This window comes from Methylococcales bacterium (assembly GCA_030949405.1).
Taxonomy (GTDB): domain Bacteria; phylum Pseudomonadota; class Gammaproteobacteria; order Methylococcales; family Methylomonadaceae; genus WTBX01.
Genome location: JAUZSN010000002.1, coordinates 1,044,425 through 1,064,981, shown reverse-complemented (window position 1 = coordinate 1,064,981; position 20,557 = coordinate 1,044,425). Strand labels below are relative to the sequence as shown.

23 protein-coding genes are annotated in these 20,557 nt (G+C 37.3%); 9 read left to right on the top strand and 14 right to left on the bottom strand.

What is annotated here, in order from left to right:
• Positions 1–104: 104 nt before the first annotated feature.
• Positions 105–761, bottom strand: coding sequence for an HAD family hydrolase (locus Q9M50_05675; protein MDQ7090120.1), 657 nt, complete (start codon positions 759–761; stop codon positions 105–107).
• 152 nt (positions 762–913) lie between these two features.
• Here Q9M50_05675 and Q9M50_05670 point away from each other — a divergent pair, with 152 nt between their 5' ends.
• The gene (locus Q9M50_05670) at positions 914–1,438 is read left to right on the top strand and encodes an RNA pyrophosphohydrolase (GenBank protein ID MDQ7090119.1); all 525 of its coding nucleotides are present in this window, start codon (positions 914–916) and stop codon (positions 1,436–1,438) included.
• Between the two features lie 69 nt (positions 1,439–1,507).
• On the opposite strand, the gene Q9M50_05665 is transcribed toward Q9M50_05670, so the two are convergent.
• Both Q9M50_05665 and Q9M50_05660 read right to left on the bottom strand, forming a co-directional pair.
• Positions 1,508–1,978: a peroxiredoxin gene (locus Q9M50_05665; GenBank protein MDQ7090118.1), complete on the bottom strand. Its 471-nt coding sequence runs from the start codon at positions 1,976–1,978 to the stop codon at positions 1,508–1,510.
• A gap of 89 nt (positions 1,979–2,067) precedes the next feature.
• On the bottom strand, positions 2,068–2,649 hold the full coding sequence (locus Q9M50_05660; protein ID MDQ7090117.1) for a DUF1524 domain-containing protein: 582 nt from the start codon (positions 2,647–2,649) through the stop codon (positions 2,068–2,070).
• A gap of 245 nt (positions 2,650–2,894) precedes the next feature.
• On the opposite strand from Q9M50_05660, the gene Q9M50_05655 reads away from it, so the two are divergent.
• The 3 genes from Q9M50_05655 to Q9M50_05645 all read left to right on the top strand — a co-directional run bounded on the left by Q9M50_05655 (position 2,895) and on the right by Q9M50_05645 (position 4,394).
• Positions 2,895–3,125 (top strand): hypothetical protein, encoded by a 231-nt coding sequence (locus Q9M50_05655; protein MDQ7090116.1) that lies wholly within the window; start codon positions 2,895–2,897, stop codon positions 3,123–3,125.
• Between the two features lie 268 nt (positions 3,126–3,393).
• Positions 3,394–3,735 carry a hypothetical protein gene (locus Q9M50_05650; protein ID MDQ7090115.1) on the top strand — a complete coding sequence of 114 codons (342 nt, stop codon included), beginning with the start codon at positions 3,394–3,396 and terminating at the stop codon, positions 3,733–3,735.
• Positions 3,729–4,394: a DUF6399 domain-containing protein gene (locus Q9M50_05645; GenBank protein ID MDQ7090114.1), complete on the top strand. Its 666-nt coding sequence runs from the start codon at positions 3,729–3,731 to the stop codon at positions 4,392–4,394. The genes Q9M50_05650 and Q9M50_05645 overlap by 7 nt, the downstream gene beginning before the upstream one ends.
• 794 nt (positions 4,395–5,188) lie before the next feature.
• Here Q9M50_05645 and rimO read toward each other — a convergent pair.
• A complete protein-coding gene (gene rimO / locus Q9M50_05640) occupies positions 5,189–6,508 on the bottom strand; it encodes a 30S ribosomal protein S12 methylthiotransferase RimO (GenBank protein ID MDQ7090113.1) in 1,320 nt (439 codons plus the stop codon).
• 287 nt (positions 6,509–6,795) lie between these two features.
• Here rimO and lolA point away from each other — a divergent pair, with 287 nt between their 5' ends.
• Together lolA and Q9M50_05630 are read left to right on the top strand one after the other, a co-directional pair.
• Positions 6,796–7,296, top strand: a complete 501-nt coding sequence (lolA, locus tag Q9M50_05635; GenBank protein ID MDQ7090112.1) for an outer membrane lipoprotein chaperone LolA — start codon at positions 6,796–6,798, stop codon at positions 7,294–7,296.
• Positions 7,280–7,411: a hypothetical protein gene (locus Q9M50_05630; GenBank protein ID MDQ7090111.1), complete on the top strand. Its 132-nt coding sequence runs from the start codon at positions 7,280–7,282 to the stop codon at positions 7,409–7,411. The genes lolA and Q9M50_05630 overlap by 17 nt, the downstream gene beginning before the upstream one ends.
• Before the next feature lie 192 nt (positions 7,412–7,603).
• Here the strand turns inward: Q9M50_05630 and Q9M50_05625 are convergent, their stop codons facing one another.
• Together Q9M50_05625 and Q9M50_05620 are read right to left on the bottom strand one after the other, a co-directional pair.
• A complete protein-coding gene (locus tag Q9M50_05625) occupies positions 7,604–7,855 on the bottom strand; it encodes a hypothetical protein (GenBank protein MDQ7090110.1) in 252 nt (83 codons plus the stop codon).
• Complete coding sequence (locus Q9M50_05620) at positions 7,833–8,105, bottom strand: hypothetical protein (protein ID MDQ7090109.1); 273 nt, start codon at positions 8,103–8,105, stop codon at positions 7,833–7,835. Before Q9M50_05620 ends, Q9M50_05625 begins: the two co-directional genes overlap by 23 nt.
• A 244-nt stretch (positions 8,106–8,349) precedes the next feature.
• On the opposite strand from Q9M50_05620, the gene Q9M50_05615 reads away from it, so the two are divergent.
• On the top strand, positions 8,350–8,871 hold the full coding sequence (locus Q9M50_05615; GenBank protein ID MDQ7090108.1) for a thermonuclease family protein: 522 nt from the start codon (positions 8,350–8,352) through the stop codon (positions 8,869–8,871).
• Positions 8,872–8,879: 8 nt separating this feature from the next.
• Here Q9M50_05615 and Q9M50_05610 read toward each other — a convergent pair whose 3' ends face one another.
• The 7 genes from Q9M50_05610 to metG all read right to left on the bottom strand — a co-directional run bounded on the left by Q9M50_05610 (position 8,880) and on the right by metG (position 15,983).
• Positions 8,880–9,326, bottom strand: a complete 447-nt coding sequence (locus Q9M50_05610) for a YcgN family cysteine cluster protein (GenBank protein ID MDQ7090107.1) — start codon at positions 9,324–9,326, stop codon at positions 8,880–8,882.
• On the bottom strand, positions 9,323–10,333 hold the full coding sequence (locus Q9M50_05605) for a M14 family metallopeptidase (GenBank protein ID MDQ7090106.1): 1,011 nt from the start codon (positions 10,331–10,333) through the stop codon (positions 9,323–9,325). Before Q9M50_05605 ends, Q9M50_05610 begins: the two co-directional genes overlap by 4 nt.
• A 1-nt stretch (position 10,334) precedes the next feature.
• Positions 10,335–11,756: a glutamate--cysteine ligase gene (locus Q9M50_05600; protein ID MDQ7090105.1), complete on the bottom strand. Its 1,422-nt coding sequence runs from the start codon at positions 11,754–11,756 to the stop codon at positions 10,335–10,337.
• Between the two features lie 102 nt (positions 11,757–11,858).
• Positions 11,859–12,065, bottom strand: a complete 207-nt coding sequence (locus Q9M50_05595; protein MDQ7090104.1) for a DUF1289 domain-containing protein — start codon at positions 12,063–12,065, stop codon at positions 11,859–11,861.
• A 102-nt stretch (positions 12,066–12,167) separates the two neighbouring features.
• Complete coding sequence (locus tag Q9M50_05590) at positions 12,168–12,725, bottom strand: DUF4276 family protein (protein MDQ7090103.1); 558 nt, start codon at positions 12,723–12,725, stop codon at positions 12,168–12,170.
• On the bottom strand, positions 12,726–13,913 hold the full coding sequence (locus Q9M50_05585) for an AAA family ATPase (protein ID MDQ7090102.1): 1,188 nt from the start codon (positions 13,911–13,913) through the stop codon (positions 12,726–12,728).
• Between the two features lie 54 nt (positions 13,914–13,967).
• On the bottom strand, positions 13,968–15,983 hold the full coding sequence (gene metG, locus Q9M50_05580; protein ID MDQ7090101.1) for a methionine--tRNA ligase: 2,016 nt from the start codon (positions 15,981–15,983) through the stop codon (positions 13,968–13,970).
• Positions 15,984–16,313: 330 nt separating this feature from the next.
• On the opposite strand from metG, the gene ssb reads away from it, so the two are divergent.
• The gene (gene ssb, locus Q9M50_05575) at positions 16,314–17,072 is read left to right on the top strand and encodes a single-stranded DNA-binding protein (protein ID MDQ7090100.1); all 759 of its coding nucleotides are present in this window, start codon (positions 16,314–16,316) and stop codon (positions 17,070–17,072) included.
• Between the two features lie 53 nt (positions 17,073–17,125).
• On the opposite strand, the gene asd is transcribed toward ssb, so the two are convergent.
• Positions 17,126–17,986: an archaetidylserine decarboxylase gene (asd, locus tag Q9M50_05570; GenBank protein ID MDQ7090099.1), complete on the bottom strand. Its 861-nt coding sequence runs from the start codon at positions 17,984–17,986 to the stop codon at positions 17,126–17,128.
• A 222-nt stretch (positions 17,987–18,208) separates the two neighbouring features.
• Here asd and Q9M50_05565 point away from each other — a divergent pair, with 222 nt between their 5' ends.
• Positions 18,209–20,542: a leucine-rich repeat domain-containing protein gene (locus Q9M50_05565; GenBank protein MDQ7090098.1), complete on the top strand. Its 2,334-nt coding sequence runs from the start codon at positions 18,209–18,211 to the stop codon at positions 20,540–20,542.
• The last annotated feature ends 15 nt before the right edge of the window (positions 20,543–20,557 follow it).

Sequence of the window (20,557 nt, the reverse complement as noted above, 5' to 3'; positions counted from 1 at the left end):
CACTAAGACTAAACACGAATAACGTGTCATTTTAAATACCAACTAGGGTACACGAGTCTTCTTTTATGCACCCTAGCATATTTTGTCATATTCCGTTAGAAGCCTTAAGACCGCAAACTAATAATATCCCAATTAGACTGGGTTGCCGCCGCATGAAGCTTTTCATCGGGATCAACCGCAATAGGATAATCCACCTTATTAAGTAACGGTAAATCGTTATGTGAATCACTGTAAAAAAAACTGCCTGCCAATGTTTCTGGTGAGGTTTTTAACCATTCCTCAAGTAAAAGCACCTTCCCCTCTTGAAAACAAGGAATACCCTCAACTTCCCCCGTATAGCGCCCCTGTTTAAACTCAGGCGTGGTGGCTAATAAATTATCAATACCATAGTGCTTAACAATTAATTCGGTTACAAAACGATTGGTTGCGGTAATCACTAATAAAGTATCGCCTCTACTGCGATGTTTATCAACCAGTGCTTGGGCTGATTTTAATAAGACAGGCTGAATAATTTCGCGCATGAATTGCTCGCGCCAAATTAAAAGCTGTTCAAAAGGGTGTTGAGATAATGGCTTCAATGAAAAATGTAAAAATTCAGTAATATCTAAATCCCCTCGCTTATAATCATCATAAAACTTGGCATTTTCTGCTTCATAATAGTCTTTATCAACAAGACCTTGGTCAACTAAAAACTGCCCCCAAAGATAATCACTATCATCACTAATCAATGTATTATCTAAATCAAAGATCGCTAAACTCATTAAAGAACCTGTGTCATAAAAATAAAAAAAGAAAGGTCATAGCATCACGACCTTATTTATGGAACAATGATGCCATAAATTTAACATTTATTAATGACTTTAGTATTGAGTAGCACTAAAAACATTAATAAGGAAACACAATAGGTTTTAACATGATTGACTCAAAAGGTTACCGTGCTAATGTCGGTATTATCCTTTGTAATGATAATGGTTGTGTGTTTTGGGCGAAACGAAAGGGGGTTAATTCTTGGCAATTTCCACAAGGGGGAATTGATGACCATGAAGATCCTGAAACGGCAATGTATCGTGAATTATGGGAAGAAACAGGGCTTGAATCAGAGCATGTAGAGTTGCTTGGTCGAACCCGTTATTGGTTACGCTATAATTTGCCAGAACGTTTCATTCGCAAAAATTCACTCCCTCTTTGCATCGGGCAAAAACAAATTTGGTTTATATTACGGCTTACTTCATCAGAGTCGAATGTTCGCTTTGATTGCAGTCCCACCCCTGAATTTGATAATTGGCGGTGGGTAGATTATTGGCATCCCTTAAAAGATGTGGTGTACTTTAAACGTAAGGTTTATCACAAAGCAATGGCTGAATTAGGGGCTGTACTTATCCCCGAGGTTATCCCCGTAAAGGCCGACGGGTATCTAGCCAAACAACAGCGACGTTAATCGTTAACCAATACGGGCGTAAAAAAAAATCGTTACGCCCATATTATACCAATAGTGCCGTCGGTATTATTAACGGGCTAGTGATTTAACAATTTCCAGTATTTTCTGTGCATGAGAGTCAGGAGAGACGGCATACAAAGCGGTCGCTAACTGGCCTTTTTTATCAATAACAAAGGTTGAGCGGACAATTTTCATTTTTTTCACGCCTTCTTTTTCAACTTCTTGCCAAACTTGATAAGCCTCACAAACCGCCCCCGAGGTATCCGCTAACAATTCCAGATTTAACGAAAATTTATCAATAAACGCTTGATGGCTTTGACACGAGTCTTTACTAACCCCGATAACGACTGTCTCTAAACTAGAAAACTCATCCGCTAATGCCGTAAAATCATTGGCTTCAATCGTACAACCTGGGGTATCATCTTTCGGATAAAAATAAAGAACAATATTTTTTTTCCCCAAGTAATCGGTTGAGTTTATTAATTGATTTTTCTGGTTAACACTTTGAAACGACGGGGCTATCTCATTTTGATTTAACATAAATTTTTCCTCGAATAAAAAAATTAAAATAATTTTAAAATAAAGCGGTAAGAAAGCACATTAATTGCTGTACATAACAAGAAAGAGACTTAATTAGTACATTGACTGGTTATAGTATTTCTTTCCTCATTTAATAAATTTAAATGATATTTATCAACGATATATAAAAAAGTATCAACATATTGACAAGCATAGTTACCATTAGCAGGCATCCATTCAGTAGGGGGTTTATTTCCTTTACTTGTATTTGCTAATTTAGAAACGGCTAATAAATTTTCTTGATCGTTATAAAATTGTTGCTTTAATTCTTTAGACCAATAAGCCCCTCCGTGATTATGAGCATACGAAACGGGAACAATGTGGTCAATATCAATATCACTTGCATTAAAAAAAACTTTTTGAGTATATGGACCAAACCACTGTCCTGTTAATACCGTACAATTATTTGGGGTAATTTCATTAAATGTAGCTAAAACCTCATTCCGAGTATTCTGACAGTCGTTATTTTCATCTATCCAATCGCCCCAATCATCCCGATTATAATTTAATGTTAATTCAGGATTAGCAATAATGTTTTGTGAATAAAATAAATCAAGTCCCCCAAAATTATTTTGCTCAAATGAGGCTCTATAGCTTTCACTATCAATACGAATGTCAAAGATAGTTAGCATACGAGTTAAAAATGAATAGTTCGCACTATATTTTTCACATTGCTCTATTTTATTGGCTACCAACTTAAGACGGGACAAAATAAAGAACTAACTGCGATATTCTTGTATCATAGGTTAATGACTAAAAAAACAGAACAACACAGAAAATACGCGCAGCTAGTCACGCAATTATCGCTGAAATTACAACAACAGGCAAGCAAACTGTTCGTAACTTAGCTTCAATTGTTGGTCGCTCAAAAAGCAGTGTGCATCGTCATCGTCAAGCGCAAACAAAGCGAAATCGACATCCTGAATCATCATTATGGGAAACCGAGGCAGGTAGTTCTTGGCAAAGATTAATGGTGTTTTCCGCCTTGTATGTCTTTGGATTAAAGGCAGGCGTAGGTGCAGAGACTTTATCGCTGTTTTTTAAAATGATACGGATTGACACCCATGTGGGCGTATCACCCGACGCACTGCAGGACTCAAATCAATAAAATGGAAGTCTTATTGCCGCAGTTTCAGCAAGAATGCGAAAAAGTGTGAAAAAACAAACACGTAAAGTTGTTGCTGGGCTGGATGAGACTTTTTCGGCAACTTTATGATTTTAGTTTTAATGGACTTACGTTCTGGCTATCTTTTGTTGGAAGATATTAGCGATGATAGGTGCTACGATACTTGGTATAAAAGGTTTCGCCACGATTAGAATCATTAGGCATTGAGGTTAATCATGCGATTAGTGATCGCGCTAAGGCGTTGATAAAAATGGCAGTGACGGGGTTTAAGTGCGAATCGGGGGCAGATATTTTTCATGCTCAACAAGATATGAGTCGCTGGTTAGGCGCGAAAATCGGCAGGCGTGCAGCAAGGGCTGAAAAACAGCGGCAAGCAGCGCAAACCGCAGAGTCTACTGTTTCTAAAACGGCAACGATGCAGAAAATTATTGGACTTAAAACAACACGGATAACGGCTGAAAAAGAGCTTGAAGAAGCCAAAAAATACAAACAGATTATCACGAAAACTTACAAGGGATTGCGGATGAAGTTCATCCTTTTTCACTCAATGATAGTCGTAGAAACGATGCGGAACAGGTTGAGAAGTTGCTAGAGTTAAGAGCGCGAGCCTTTGAAAAAATAGCGGAAAAACAAGGGATTAACGATCATAAAGGCGTGATGAAAAAGTTTCGTAATCAAATAAAACCGTTAGCGGTATCCATCAGTTTTTGGTGGCTTTGGGTACGCGAAACCTTGCAAAATTTGGGGCTTGATGCGGATACCGAATATTGGTTGACCACAACATTATTACCCGTTGTTTATTGGCATCAGAAAATGGAACAAACTAAAAGCCGCAGGTCAAAGGAAAACTATCGAAAAGCTTGGGAAACCGCGTCTGATAAGCTCAAATCAGACCCATTTAGTGCAAAGTTATCAATCAGTGAAATGCAGCGATGGCTAACATTGGCGGAGCATATGGCAAGGCAGTTTCAACGCAGTTCATCTGCGGTGGAAGGGCGAAATGGCTGTTTATCGCAAATGTATCGCAATGGGCGAGGTTTGAATAAAAAGCGATTAAACGCGTTGACGGTCATTCATAACTACGGAATCAAACGTGAGGATGGCACAACCGCCGCCATGCGTTTATTTGATACCGAGTTTCCAGACTTGTTTTCATGGCTACTGAATGAAATGGGCGAGTTACCGCTTCCTAGAAATAGTCGAAAGCGTGTGTTTTCTAACCCTTTGAAATTGCTGGATGTCCCGTCTTAAATTGGTAGCCATTTTATTCAACACAACAACATTAAAACTGCCGTTGACTAACGTTAATTTAATATCAAAGATACCTTTTGATGTATAAACACAGGATAAATGAGCGGTATTACCATCGTATGAGCTTGTTAAGTAAGCAACCTTTGAGCGTAGAACAGTACAGTTTTTACTAGGTCTTGGAAGGGGTGAATAAGGCGTTATGTCACAAGTACTTATTTTGCAAATAGATATGGATAACGGTTTAACTTTTGAACAATAAGAATCATTAACGGCTTCTCCTATTGAATTTTTACAATACACCTTTCTATGTGTACTTCCCCCATGACCTGGACAATTATTCCATTCACTTACAGACCAATCATAAGCTTGTATCGGTAACGTAGTCCTAACGACCGAAATTATAGGATCTTCGAGTATTATCGGTGGATTAGATTCTACAGAGGGTTCAGAGGTTATCGGCGGATTAAACTCTACAGATGGATTGAATGTTACTAAATTAACAGGTTCGGTTGACACAGAAATATTATAATTACAGTGATAGCCAAGATTACTTATAGTATCATTATGGCAACCATCCGCATCTGTCCTTCCCTGATGTGAGAATGCCATCGAAGGTAAAATAAGCATTATGAATAATAAAAATTTCATGTATACACGTGGTTTCATTAGAAAATAATTTTAGTTTGTTCCCATATCTCAGCTAAACAGATAAAGTTAATTTTTAAAATAATGTCATGAGAAAAAGCATTGATCGCTACCCATGACAAAAAATAATTTATTGAATTATCGGGTTATTAATCAGACGGTAAATGCGCCCATAAATCATAGTCATCCGCGTCTTCTATCACCACATCAACAAACTCACCGACCTGTAAATGCGTTGCCCCATCAATAAAAACTTGCCCATCAATTTCGGGGGCATCCGCGTGACTCCGCGCAACCGCCCCCTCTTCAACAACCTCATCAATTAACACGGTTTCAAAAGACCCTATACGCTGTTGTAAACGCGCTGCGCTAATCGTTGCTTGATGCGCCATAAAACGTTGCAACCGTTCTTGTTTGACCTCTTCGGCTACCGAATTAGGCAGTTCATTTGCAACCGCCCCTTTTACAGGTGAATAGGCAAATGCACCCACACGGTCTAATTGAGCTTCGGTTAAAAAGCCTAATAATTCGTCAAAATCCTGCTCTGTTTCACCTGGAAAACCCACGATAAAGGTGCTGCGTAACGTAATATCAGGACAAATAGAACGCCATGCTTTAATTCGTTCTAAATTATTCTCTGTGGCAGCGGGACGTTTCATGGATTTTAAAATCCGACTTGTTGCATGTTGAAACGGAATGTCTAAATAGGGGAGTATTTTACCTTCTGCCATCAAGGGGATGACCTTATCAACATGGGGATAAGGGTAAACATAGTGCATTCGTACCCAAATTCCTAAATCGCCCAAAGCCGCCGCTAAATCATAAAAACGACTCTCAATTTTATTGCCTTGCCAATAACGTGATTGATACTTTAAATCTAAACCATACGCACTGGTATCTTGAGAAACCACTAATAACTCTTTGACCCCCGCATTGGCTAATCGTTGAGCTTCTAATAAGACATCATCCACGGGACGACTCACCAAATCACCGCGTAATGAAGGAATAATACAAAAACTACAGCGATGATTGCAACCTTCTGATATTTTTAAATAGGCATAATGATCGGGGGTTAATTTAACGCCTTGGGGGGGAAGTAAATCTAAGAAAGGGGCGTGAGGTCGAGCTAAATTTTCATGAACCGCGTCAAGAACCTCATCCGCTGCATGAGCCCCTGTCACCTTTAACACTTGAGGGTATTTTTCTCTAATTTCATCCTCACGACTTCCCAAGCAGCCCGTGACAATAACCTTACCATTCTTAGCCATCGCCTCCCCAATACTTTCCAACGATTCTTCAACCGCCGCATCAATAAAGCCACACGTATTTACAATCACCAAATCGGCTTCTTCGTAAGTCCCTGAGACTTGATAGCCTTCAACACGTAATTTAGTTAATATTTGTTCACTATCGACCAGAGCTTTAGGGCAACCGAGGCTAATAAATCCAACATGAGGAGCTTTTGACATAATGATAATTATAAAGGTTAAACGTAAAAAAATAGGGCTTAAAATTTAGATGATGCCCCCACTCTATTAAAACGATATTATAAGCCTAATTCTTATACTTTAAACGTTATCCGACTAATTAGGCCTTTTTAGTCTATTTTAGGGTAATTGCCCAGAAATCAAAAACAGCTCACGCGCGGGTCTCAAATTTTTAAAAATAAATTTAAATCTTATCTACTTTTGTGTAATAGTTGTCGATCACTTTTTTCTCTTAACGAAATTACCTAGCTTTTTAGCGACTCAAATTTATGAAAAAATTATTTTTAATTATTACCTTCCTTTTGCCTTTTAATGTTGTGATGGCACAAGAACCGATTAAACAATTAAAAGAATTTTTAGCCAATTCTCAAACCCTGACCTCAAAATTTAAACAAGTTGTTTTCGATAAGGATAATAAAATAAAACAAACCAGTGAAGGCTTGTTTACCTTAAGCCGTCCAGGAAAATTTCGTTGGGTCTATCAAAAACCTTTTATTCAAGAAATCGTTTCTAATGCAGGAAAAGTCTGGTTTTATGATGCGGATTTAGAACAAGTGACGATTAAAAAATTAGATAAGTCAATGGGGTCTACGCCTGCTTTATTATTAAGTGGTGAAGTTAATATTGATAAGGAGTTTAATCTTGAAGCGCAAGGAAAAAATGAGGGTTTATCATGGATAAAACTCATTCCTAAAAATGAAGAAACCAGCTTTAAATATATTTTAATGGGGTTAAATGAGGGGGGTTTTAGCGGTGATGGAATTGAATGATAATTTTGGACAGTTGACTCGAATTTATTTCTCTGAGGTTAAAATAAACCCTAAATTAGAGGATAAAGCTTTTGTTTTTATTCTTCCCGAAGGTGCGGATGTCTTTGAAGATTAATCGCGTTAACAATAATCTCACACAAGACCTCGTTATTTTTAACCTAGACTCCATGCGCACAAAACCGCGATTTTAATCGCGGGTATGAACCTATTCGATGACCCAAGTTAGGGGTATAAATCGCTTGAATGTTAAAATAATGACAACCTATAATTCAAATCAGGTAAACGTGGTTAATCGGTATTCGCGTTTTTAATGATGTTTTGTTGGTTTACTCACCTGACTCAACGCAGGAAATTTTTGTTGAGCATAATGGGTATGGCATTGCACACAGGCTTCCGTTAATTTATAAACATAAAAATTGACCAGTTCCATTTTTTTCTCTTCCGCCACATGCGCTAACATTCCCGCAGAACGATGAAAGTTATGATCTAAATGAATGAACGCAGCAGGTAAACTTTTATGTAATGCCTGCATCTGCTCAGGTGTTAATTTTTGTTTCATGATATAACTGTGTTGCATTTTTTTTAGCTATATGAGTAATTTCTTCCCAGTTTCCACTGACAACGGCTGGAATCAAATTCATCATACCCTGCTGTAACTGCTGCATTTCTTCAAGCAGTAACGGCTTAATCTCAGCAGGAAGTTGAAGTACGGCCGCCTCTTTTTTATCTGTTTTGGATTCTGCTTGACTCGTCAGTGAGAGAATAGAAAAAATAAAGGCAACGAATAATTTTAAATAAAAAGAGTTCACGAAGGGCTATTCCAGAAAGTTTATAAAGTTAGTATATTAGCATGTACGGAAGTAGTTTGGTAACGACACTTCATTTTGAAGTGGGGTTAAACCGTATAAATACCCTAATTTTTTAGAATTTAAATTTTCTTCTGTGAAACGCTCATAACATGAGTAATGATAACCCCCCCTGAAACCGATAAAAAATAAAATGGGGTTTAAACGCCCGCTTAACCAGTTTAGTTTTACATGATGCACATAAATTATGAATGATACCATTTTAGGCGTTGCCGTCTTAATACAGGCAAACCCGCTTTACGCACTTTATATAATAACGGGGTTTGTTATTATTATTTTTGCTATTATCGAGGGCATTAAATATTTTTTTCAACGTCGAGACCCTTTACCTGAAAAATTACCCAATTGTATATGGCATACCAAAGTAAAAAAAATAGATCGGATTTATGATGGCGATACTTTTTTTGCCTATGTTAAGGGCCATAACCCTATTGATAAAAAACCTGTGGGGATTCGGCTTCGTGGAATTGATACCCCTGAAATGAAAGATAAAAACCCCAAAGTTAAGAAAAAGGCGATTAAAGCGAAAGAGATTGCCACCGAAGAGATTGAAAAGGCAGGCACGATTCATTTGTATAATGTCAGTACAAAAGATAAATACGGTCGATTGTTAGCCAGCGTATTTTGTGATCGCCGTGATTTAGCTAAAATTTTAATTGAGAGTCGGTTAGCTAAATCCTATGATGGCGGAAAAAAAGACGATTGGTAATGACTTGATTAGATAATTTTTTTATCCCAATCAATAATATAGTCTTCTAAATCCTCATCATCCACCTCGGATTCTTTAATGGCATAACTTTGAATACTGACTCCTGCATCACGGACACTTAAAGGATCCCCTGTTATTAAAGGATGCCAAGAAGGAAGCGGTTTATTATCGGCAAGGAGTCGATACGCACAGGTTTTTGGCAGCCAAGTATAGTTTTTAAAGTTAGCATCTTGTTTTAAATCAATGCACTCAGGGACGAGGGTGCATCGTTCTAAATAACGACTGCAACGACAGGTTTTAAATTCAATTAAATTACAGACCACACGGGTAAAATAAATATCCCCCGTATCCTCATCTTCCAGCTTAACTAAACAACACTTACCGCAGCTATCACATAATGATTCCCATTCGTCGGTGGTCATTTCCTCAAGTGCTTTCGTTTCCCAAAATTTCATAAATCAATACGCTCCATTAAATAACATAAACAATCTTGCTTAATAACCCGTTCATCTAAAGTTAGCATGGATGGCATCATTTTTCGGCGAATGAGTAACTGATTATTTTCTAGGGTAAAAAATTTATCCGTGACACATTGACCTTTTTCTTCAAAAACTAAAAGCGGAATGTCTTCACTTTGATTCACAATTCCAAAGCGTGTTCCAATGGGAATTTCGGTAAAATTCATTCGCTCAATTTCGGGATCTAAGAGTAAAGTCGCGTTACGATCCTCAAAACTAAATTTTAGTTTAGGCGAAATTTTAACCACCGCAACGGTATTAAATAAATCAATATCTTGAGGTAATACGGGGTGATCGGCTAATTTTGTTAAATGCAAACAACTATTAAGATATTCTAATGCGTGATCCGTTCCTTGCTGCTGTCCAGAATGTCCACATTCTACGGTGACGGCGGGACATAACGTTGAAAATGCCATTGATTGCACGCCCGTAGGATGTAAAAAATAAACCACCAGCCGACTAAAAAGTCGGGCTAATTGTAAATAGTGGTCATCCTGTTTATTGACACAAGCATAATGCGGATTTAACCCGGTATTATTATGTATATCAATACTTGCAAATAGATCACGCCGCTTCATGATCTCAAAAATTTCAGAGGCGAGTCGGGTTTCTGCACACGCCGCTAATTCTGTTCCTGGCCATATTCGATTAAAATCCGCTTGCCCATCTAAACGCCGAAGCCCTTTACTCGCCGCTACCGTATTCCCTAAAAAAATAGTTAATGCTCGTGGGAGTTGTTGTTGTCGATATTTTTTTAATAACGCTTGAATGGCTAAAAAACTGGTGGTTTCATTCCCATGTAATAATATCGAGACAAATAAGGGGTGCGGGTCTTTACCTGATAAATGAATAAGCGTGGGGTGTGGAAAAAACTGATGCAATGTTTGCGGTGTTGCTGTTAATAGTGCATCGGGTAAATAATCCAATTGTTTAAGCGGTAACATTTTAATAAAGACTCCATGTGCCTACAGGTTTACCCATTTGCTGATTCGCTAAATAGTGTTGGGTCATCGTTTTGAAATCAGCCCCTTGAATTTGAACAAATTGACGTTGCCATACACTCCCTGTTTGTCGGCTTTTAATACGCTGACGAATAATTTCTAAATAAAAATCACTTTCATCCCGATCAACCCCTAAAGTTGCTAATCCTTGGCTTGCACGTTGTAACAACTCTTGATTAAGTAAGTTGTGTAATGAATATTTTTTATAGTTTAGCCATTCAACAGGCGCATCTAACCCATAACGCGCCGCTGAATAAAAGTTCTTTTTGGCATAACTAAATGGAATGAGGGTACCATTTGCGATGATTTCATCACATAAATTCTGGGTTAAACCATAATAAAAGGCCGCATTCGCAATGGAATCAATGACGGTAGGCCCTGCGGCAGGAACCCGATGCTCCACACGAATATGCGGAGTTCCATCCTTATCAAATCCAATTAAAGGTCTATTCCAACGCCATATTGTTCCATTATGTAAACGTAAATGCTCAAAGGCATCGGTAGGGGATTCTTTAATGTCAGGTAGTAAAACAGGAAAGTATTGAAGGTTTTCAATAAAACATTCAGTAATTGAATGTGTGACATAACCTGAACCAAAACTAACGCGTTTAAACCTAGCTTGAGCTTCTTTACTATCAATTGCTTGCTCAAACAATGGAATCCGTGACTCCTGCCATAAATCCTTACCCAATAAAAAGGGCGTATTAGCACAGACGGCGGCCATAGCGGCTGAGGAAAGAAGAGCCGCATTATAAAAATGATGGGCTATCGTAAGCGGCAATTGAGTATGAAGCTGAAATGAGGTTGCCGCAGACTCAAGCATGACATTATTTTGCGTAAAATTAAGCCGCTCCAGACCTTTAATGTCCAAAGCAATCGGTTTATTACGCGTCGTTAAAATTTGTTGATTTAACGCATAATAACGGTTCAAATTAGAAATATTATCTAAGGTTAAATCCGCTTGTTTTAAGGTCGGTAAAGAGCCGATCATCAGTAATTGACTCTTTAATTGTTCAGCCTCCTTAAACCCTGTATTCCAAGTCGTTTGCAATTGTGTTTGCATTTGACTAAAAACATCCGCCGTTAAAACTAAAGGTTCACTATTAAACTCAACATTAAAGCGCGCTAATTCCGCCGACACGAGCGGGTTATCCATATTGGCAATATAACGCTCATTAATGGGCATTGGCTGCATGTTGTCGTTAACTAACCAAGCCTCAATTTCAAAGCCTACAACAGGTACACGTTTAGAAAAACCCTTACTTTTAACCCGTTGTTTTAATCGTGCTGTTTCTTGCTGTAATTTTTGTTGAAAACAAATAAAATCATTGTCCGAAAATTCAAAAAAAGAAATTTCTTGTCCCATTCCATACCTCCGATATTTTAAATAACGGGTTGTTAAAAGAATTAGGGGTTAATAACGGCTGAAAATAAAAGATAAGATTTAAGCGTTATTAAATATTCATTCTTAAGCGGACTGTTGCAGTTTTTTTGAAATACTTTTTCCAATCGCAGGCCCAAATTCCTCTGGATTTTGATAGGCTTTTGTTCGTGCATAATTAACCAATGCCATTACCATTTGTTTGGTTTCGGCGACTTCATCATGGGGTCTACCGCACCCCTTGCAATGACTTCCTTCGTGCGTACATTCATCAATACATGGACTAAATTTCATCGGGTAATTTCCTTAATTTAAAGTTTAATAATTTAGGGGGTGATGGAGGAACAAAAACTGAAAAATATTTTCATAATTAATTTATAAGCTATCAGCTCTTGGTTAAACATTCTTTTCTGCTAAGGCTAAAACACCATTAATAAAACAATTAAAACTAGGCGAGTTATTTTCTTTTATATTTAAATAAGTGGCAATTTTTTCAGCTCCGCTCACTTTACGATAACCTTTAACCAATTTGGCTAATTCTTCTGAAGCACTGGCTAAATTATCAGGCTGTTTATATTTTCTACTCTGTTGTTTAGCGGCTAATTTTGAAAGACCAAATGCCTGCCCTACCGCAGTTAAATCACCTAAAAACCAAGATTCTAATTCATGACAGGCAATACGCACTAAACTATCATCACGCCCAGAATCTTCACATAAATCCATTAAATGCTGTTTAACTTTTATGCAATCGGCACTGTCTTTATCACGCATAATCACAAAATAGGTGTCTGGCGTTTTCCATGCTTTTAATTTGCGTGGAATAGACTTCTCTAAATCTTGCTTGCCTTCATGCGGAATACATTTGAACTGCACCGATTCAGGCAAAATATTAGGCAATAAAACATCCAACAAAGCCTTAGCCGATAATTCTTCTAATAAAAATATCAGCATCATTTAAAGGTTCACGCCATCAAATAACCCTTGTTTCCATAAAGCTCCCGCTAAATCACCTTCTTTAGCTAAATCAACCAACAACTGATTGTTACTTGCTCGTTCAATATGAGTCACACCCTGAGTCTTACGCAAACAAAAAATTTCATCCATTTCAACATGATTTAACACATCAGGTGAATGCGTAGAAATCATCACTTGCCCACCGTTATCGGCATAATCTCTAAATTCCTCAACTAATCCACAAAAAAGATTGGGATACAGTTGATTTTCAGGCTCTTCTACGCATAATAAAGGATGAGGTGTTGGGTCATGTAATAACAATAAATAAGCGAACATTTTGATTGTGCCATCAGAAACGTAACGGGCAATAAAGGGGTCTTTAAAGGTTCCATCTTGAAACTTTAAAATAATACGCCCATCTTCTGTATTTATCGCCTCAACATGAGACACGCCAGGAACACGCTGCGCCATTTTCTTTAAAATGGTCTCGAATAAGTCACGATGATTTTCATATAAATACTGTGCGACTAATGCCATATTTTCACCGCGTGTTGATAAATGTTCCGAATAGCCTGACTCTTGACTCGGTCGCGCTTCACCGATATGAAAATCCGACACATGCCAGCTTTCAATTAATTTACGAAAACTATTCGCTGCTTTAAAACGTTGAAATTGACCTAACCCTTTTAAGGCTAAAATATCAGGTGAATCAATTGTTTGCTCTTGTTTTTCTTCCTTATATTCTTTATCTTCATAACTGTCTTCATTCGTAATTGCCATCCCTGAACCATGACTAAAATCTAAAAAATGCCACGGTTTTCCATACCTTCCTCTACGATATTTTAAAATTTCTCGCTCAACAACAGGTTGATTATTTTCTAAGCTAATGATTAAAGAATAAGTAACCAAGGGACTACGCGTTTTTTCATCATAATCCTCTCTAAATTTAATTTCAATTTCAATCGCCCCAGACTCTCCACGCGTCATAACTTCTTTAAACCCGCCTCGTTTTTGCAAAGCAATTTTTACATTCGTTTGTAAAGAATCGCGCAAAAAACCAAAGACATCAAATAAGGTCGTTTTACCTGTACCATTCGCGCCAATAAAGACAGCGAGTGTCGGTAAATTGCCCAATTTAACGTCTTTAAAGGCTTTAAAGTTTTTAATTCGCAGAGCTTCTATTTTCATATTTATCTCTATTTGATAAAATCTCAAAAATTTTAAAATCGTTGAGGTCTGACTTTATTTGACCCGCATTCCCGCAACCGCGCCTTCATCTGGGCTTAATATCCATAAATCTTTACCACCACCACCTGCGGCTAATACCATCCCTTCTGACAGTCCAAAACGCATTTTACGCGGCTTTAAATTCGCCACCACAACAGTCAACCTCCCTTCTAAATCTTCGGGGGCATAAGCAGATTTAATCCCTGCAAAAACAGTACGTTGCTCATCACCAATATCAACCGTTATTTGCAGTAATTTATCCGCGCCTTTAACGTATTCCGCTTTGATAATTTTGGCGATGCGTAAATCAATTTTAGCAAAATCATCAAACTCTATTTCATCGGCAATGGGTTCAAATTGTTTTGCTTTCGGTTCTTCAATTTTTTCTAAATTCTCTTTAGAGGCTTCAACAATCGCCGCAACTTTATCGGCATCAACACGCGTCATTAACGGTTTGAATGCGTTAATTTTATGCGAAACTAAGGGCTGAACAGTCGTTACCCATGCTTGAGACTCTATATTTAAAAAAGTTTCGGCTTCGGTTGCTAATAGAGGAACAACGGGTTTCAAATAAAGGACTAAAAGACGAAAAAGATTAATCCCCATTGAACAGATCGCATGTAATTCTTGATCCCTTCCCGCTTCTTTAGCAACCAGCCAAGGTTTTTTATCATCAATATACTGATTCGCTTTATCGGCTAATGCCATGATTTCACGCATTGCTTTACCAAACTCACGGTTTTCATAAAGAGTCGCAATCGATTCATTGGCATTAACAAAGGTTTCAAATAATTCAGGTTCACAACAGTCTGCAGCTAATTGCCCATCAAAACGTTTTTTAATAAAACCACTACAGCGACTCGCAATATTAACGACTTTACCGACTAAATCGGAATTAACCCGTTGGCTAAAATCTTCAAAATTTAAATCTATATCATCTAAACCATTACTCAATTTAGCTGCAAAATAATAACGTAAATATTCAGGGTTTAAATGGTCTAAATAGGTTCGAGCAGTAATAAACGTGCCGCGTGATTTAGACATTTTTTCGCCATTCACGGTTAAAAAACCATGGGCAAAAATAGCACTGGGCGTTCTAAAATTCGCCCCTGTTAACATCGCTGGCCAAAATAAAGCGTGAAAATAAATAATATCTTTACCGATGAAATGATACAGCTCGGTGTTTGAATCTACTTGCCAAAATTCATCAAAATTGAGTTCATTTTTATCACACAAATTTTTAAAACTGGCCATATAGCCAATAGGTGCATCAAGCCAAACATAAAAATATTTTCCTGGTGCATCAGGAATTTCAAAACCAAAATAAGGCGCGTCGCGTGAAATATCCCATTGTTTCAATCCGCCATCTAACCATTCCGCTAATTTATTCGTGACTTCTTTTTGTAAATGCCCTGCATTTGTCCAGTCGCGTAACATTTCGGTAAAATTAGCTAAATCAAAAAAGTAATGCTCCGACTCTTTTTCAATTGGTTTTGCGCCTGAAATAGCCGAGACCGCATTTTTTAAATCCGTGGGGGCGTAAGTCGCGCTACACACCTCACAACCATCGCCATATTGGTCTTTTGCACCACACTTAGGACAATCCCCTTTAATAAAACGATCCGATAAAAACATATTTTTAACAGGGTCGTAAGCTTGGGTAATTGTTCGTGAACTAATATGCCCCGCCGCCTGTAATCGTTGATAAATTAAACTTGATATTTCTTTATTTTCAGGTGAATGGGTACTGTGATAATTATCAAATTCCACCCCAAACTCGTCAAAATCAGCCCGATGCTGGGTTTCAACCGCTGCAATTAATTCTTCTGGGGTAATCCCTTCCCGATCAGCTCTTAACATGATGGGGGTTCCATGCGTATCATCAGCACAAATAAAATAACATTCATTGCCCCGCTGCTTTTGAAAACGGGTCCAAATATCAGTTTGAATGTATTCGACTAAATGACCTAAATGAATAGGGCCATTTGCATAAGGCAACGCACTGGTAACAAGAATTTTTCGTTTTGACATGGATTTGTAAGTTAAGTAAATATATAAACAATAAGAATTATTTTACATTGTCGCATAAAACCAAATGCCTCGGTAGCTCGTACCCCATGAAGACCGATTAGAAGTCCGTTTAAACTTCCTGATTATTCGTTTTCATTAAACCTTAACCTTAAAAACAGCCCATTTTAAAGGCGGCATTTAAAAATTCACTCTAATAAAATCCTTTTTTATTTTGATAGCTCATTTTATCTATTTCAAGATGGTATTCTTATGGTAAAAAAACGTAAAAAATGCGAAGATAGTTCCCCAAAATTAATCATTAATTTACGTTTATTTTTTACGGAGAAAACAATGCTCAACAAAGTTATGTTGATTGGCAATTTAGGGGCTGACCCAGAAGTGCGTTATATGTCCAATGGTGATACTGTCACAAGTGTTCGTATTGCCACTAGTCGTCGATGGAAAGATAGAAATACGGGTGAGCAACGTGAAGAAGCAGAATGGCATAGAATTACGTTCTTCAATATCGGTAATTTTAAATTAGCCGAAATTGCTGGCGAATATTTAAAAAAAGGCAGTAAAATCTATGTTGAAGGGCGATTAAAAACCTCCAAATATCAAAAAAATGGACAAGATCATTATTCAACCGATATTATTGCTGATCAAATGCAAATGTTAGATTCTCGTGCAGGGGGAACGGCTGAGTTTGGTCAGCAAGCGACGAATGCGGCTCCTCAAGCAACGAATGCAGCCCCTCAAGCGAATCAAAATTTTCAACAACCTCAGCAAGCCCAACAAACACAACAATTTAATCAGCCAACACCGCAACAAAACTTTCAACAGCCCCAACAAACGCAGCAAGTTCATCAGCCCGTTCAACAACAAGGTTATCAAACACCGCCTATTAACCAACCTGTTAATCAATTCACTCAACAACCCCAAACACAGCAACCGCCTGTGCAGCAGTCACCCGTGCAACAACCGCCCGTACAACAGCCCCCTGTTCAACAACCACAAAATCCTTCATTTAATCAATCTCAACCCGTGCAACAACCCGCAAATAAACCGTCACCTGCCGCTGATGAGTTTGTTGACGATGTTCCTTTTTAGTCGATCCCATTTATAATGTAAAAAAGCCGTCACGTAGACGGCTTTTTTAAACGTTAAAGATTCATTGTCCCTATTGATTCACCCATTTTTATCGCTTTTCCTGCAACAAACGTTTCTTTCCATGACGCTTTATTCTTAGCAAATAAAACAATAATTGTTGACCCCATGTTAAACCGCCCCATTTCATCGCCTTTTTTTAGAACAGGCGCATCATCACCATAGCTCCAATGACGCACGTCTGAAATAGTCGGCGGCGTTATTACTCCCTGCCAAACCGTTTCAATACTTGAAACAAAAATAGCCCCCACTAAAATTAACGCCATCTCGCCAATTTCGGTCTCAAAAATACAAACAACCCGCTCATTTCGCGCAAATAATTGGGGAACACTCCGAGCCGTTGCCGCATTAACGCTAAATAAACGCCCAGGAACATGAATCATTTCTTTTAATTTACCTGTTATTGGCATGTGTAAACGATGATAATCTTTAGGGGATAAATAAATCGTACTAAAAAGTCCCTCATTAAACGGTTTTGCTCGTAGTTCATCGCCGCCAAGTAAATCGGTTACTGTAAAACTTTTGCCCTTTGCCTGAAAAATAGCCCCCTCACGAATCAAACCAGCCTGACTCACCGCACCATCAGCGGGTGATATAATCCCCTTATTTTCTTGAGCAATAACGCGTGCGCCCTCTTTAAGCTCTCGTGTAAAAAAATGATTAAAACTAGCATAAGCGTTAATATCTGGCTCACGGGCTTCACTCATATTTACCTTATAAATTTTAATGATGGTGCTAATCATCCAATTTTTCCACGCTTTGTATTTACAATGAGTAAATAAACACATCAATTTTGATAAGGCATGATGCGGTAAAATATATTGTGGTAATGTGATAAAACGTTCTTTTATTGACATAGTTTTTTTTGAGTCGATGATAGGCGGTTAGAATGAATAAACCTCCCTCGCCTTTGAGAGAAAAATTTTTAGACACCCAAAATTATTTACTTAGATTACACTTAGGAATAAACATTTAATAACAGCCAAAATCTCATTTGATTTTGTAGGCAACTTTCGGGGGTTATCACGCTCTTATTCCTTAAAAGCAAACGTCGTGTTAAACAGAGATTTTAAACAATTATGTCCGATTTAGATATTATTAAAGCCTTAGAAAAACAAATAGGTGAGGAATTAAGGCTCTGCTTGTATGTAGAAATTATGAACACCCATGCCCGTGGATGTTACGTTTTAAATGATGAGCAACACGTCATCGGTTTAAATTTACAAAATTATAAATTAACCCAGTGTTATCTTGTTAAGTCATTACTTAATTTGACTAAGCTTAATTTAACCCTGAATAAAATTGTCGAATTACAGCCGCTTAAAAAACTCAATCAACTCGATGAATTAAATTTACAAAAAAATGAAATTAACGACATTGGTGCCTTAAAATCCCTTAAAAATTTAAAAAGTTTAAATTTACAAGCCAATGATATTATTGATATTAAAGTATTATCTCATTTAAAAAATCTTAAAAAACTTAACTTAAGTTCCAACCCTATTACCTGTTTTGAACCATTAAAAACTTTAGGCCAGTTAACCCATCTTGATTTAAGTGACAACCAAATTAATTCATTATCCATTTTAAGTACAATGAATGAATTAACCGAGTTGGATTTAAGATTTAATAAAATTAGCAATATTACCGAACTTGCGGATCATAACAAATTAACAAAACTCTTTTTAAGTTCAAATCAAATCGATGATATTCATCCCTTAATCAAGCTTACGGCCTTAACCGAGCTTCATTTAAATGCTAATAAAATAAAAACGATTCATATTATTGAAAACCTCAATTTGTTACGCTTACTTGATTTAAGGGCAAATCGAATTGATGATATTTCGGTCTTAAAAAAATTAACCGCCTTAACCCATTTACATTTAGAATCGAATGAAATTAGCGATATATCTGTCCTTAAAGACCTGACTAAATTAACTCAGCTTAATTTGAGAGGAAATCAAATTAGTTGTATTAATTCGTTAAAAGAACTTAAGTTCTTAACCCATCTTTATTTAAGTGATAATCAGATTACAATTCTTCCTAAATGGATTCTTAATTTTAATTTAGCAATAAAATGGAGTAATGGCGGGCATGGCATTAGCGTCATTGCGAACCCTATTGAATCGCCTCCACCCGACGTGATTAGAGAAGGCAATCGAGGCATTAAAAATTTTTTTGAAAGCCAGCAAGAGCGAGCTTTAAATAAAGTTAAAGTGTTGATTGTTGGGGATTTGGGGGTAGGTAAAACCTCGTTAAGTAAAGCGTTGCGTAATTTACCGTTTGAATCTCAGCCGTTACAAACACTAGGAATCAATATAGATACGTGGGAGCATGATGAAATTTGCGTCAATTTATGGGATTTTGGAGGCGATCCATGCTTATTACCCACCCATAAATTATTTTTTTCTCAGCATAGCTTATACATCTTAGTCCTTGATAATCGTAAACAACGGCATGAAGAACGTTGGTTACGCCGAATTGAACAGCTTGGGGAAAATTCGTTAATTCTCATTGTATTGAATAAATTTGACGAAGAAAATAGTTACGATCTTCAGCGTGATTATTTACTCCATCGCTATAAAGGTTTACGCGGCATTTATCCCGTTTCATCCTCACAAGGGGTTGGGTTAGATGTTTTTAAACAAGGGTTAGTGACGGCCTATCAACATGTTCCTTCGTTTCGTAAGCCGTTATCACTCAGTGCGTTTTACATAAAGGAAGCCCTCGAAAAACAGCAAAAAAATAACGTCTGTCTTGCGTATGAAACCTATACTGATATTTGTTATAAACACGGGTTAAAAGAGCCTAAAATGCAGAAAAATTTACTTCAATTGCTGCATGATTTAGGTAAGGTTGTTTATTTTAAAGAATTAACCCCAGATATTGATTATATTTTTGAGCCTAACTGGTTAATCAACGGGTTATATGCCATTACAACCACGAATTTAATTTCAGATGATTCCGCCGAGTTAGCCTTAGATGATGTATCAATCACGTTAAAAATCATCGAGAATGCTAATTATTCGCCCAAAGAACAGAATTATTTAATGACCCTACTCAAACGATTTTATCTTAGCTGTCCCATTGATGAGAGCCGAGTTTTAATTCCTCAGCGTTTACGTGAGCAGCCCTTAGATATTAACTTTGATGACAGCGAGGCCTTACAATTTCAAATTCAGTATAACTTTTTAGATGAACTGTTTATTTTTCGTTTTATAACTCAATTTTACGCACAGATAAATTTTGATAAAAGTAGTCGTACCTGTTTTCTATTAACTGAAACGGAGTTTAATTGCTCAGCATTGATTGAGGTTGACTATCATCATGATTTGATTGATCTAAAAATTAAGGGCGAAAATCCCCGTGATTATTACGCCACTATTCGTAAAAATTTATACAAAAAACTCGCGTAAAAAAATAATTTTTTC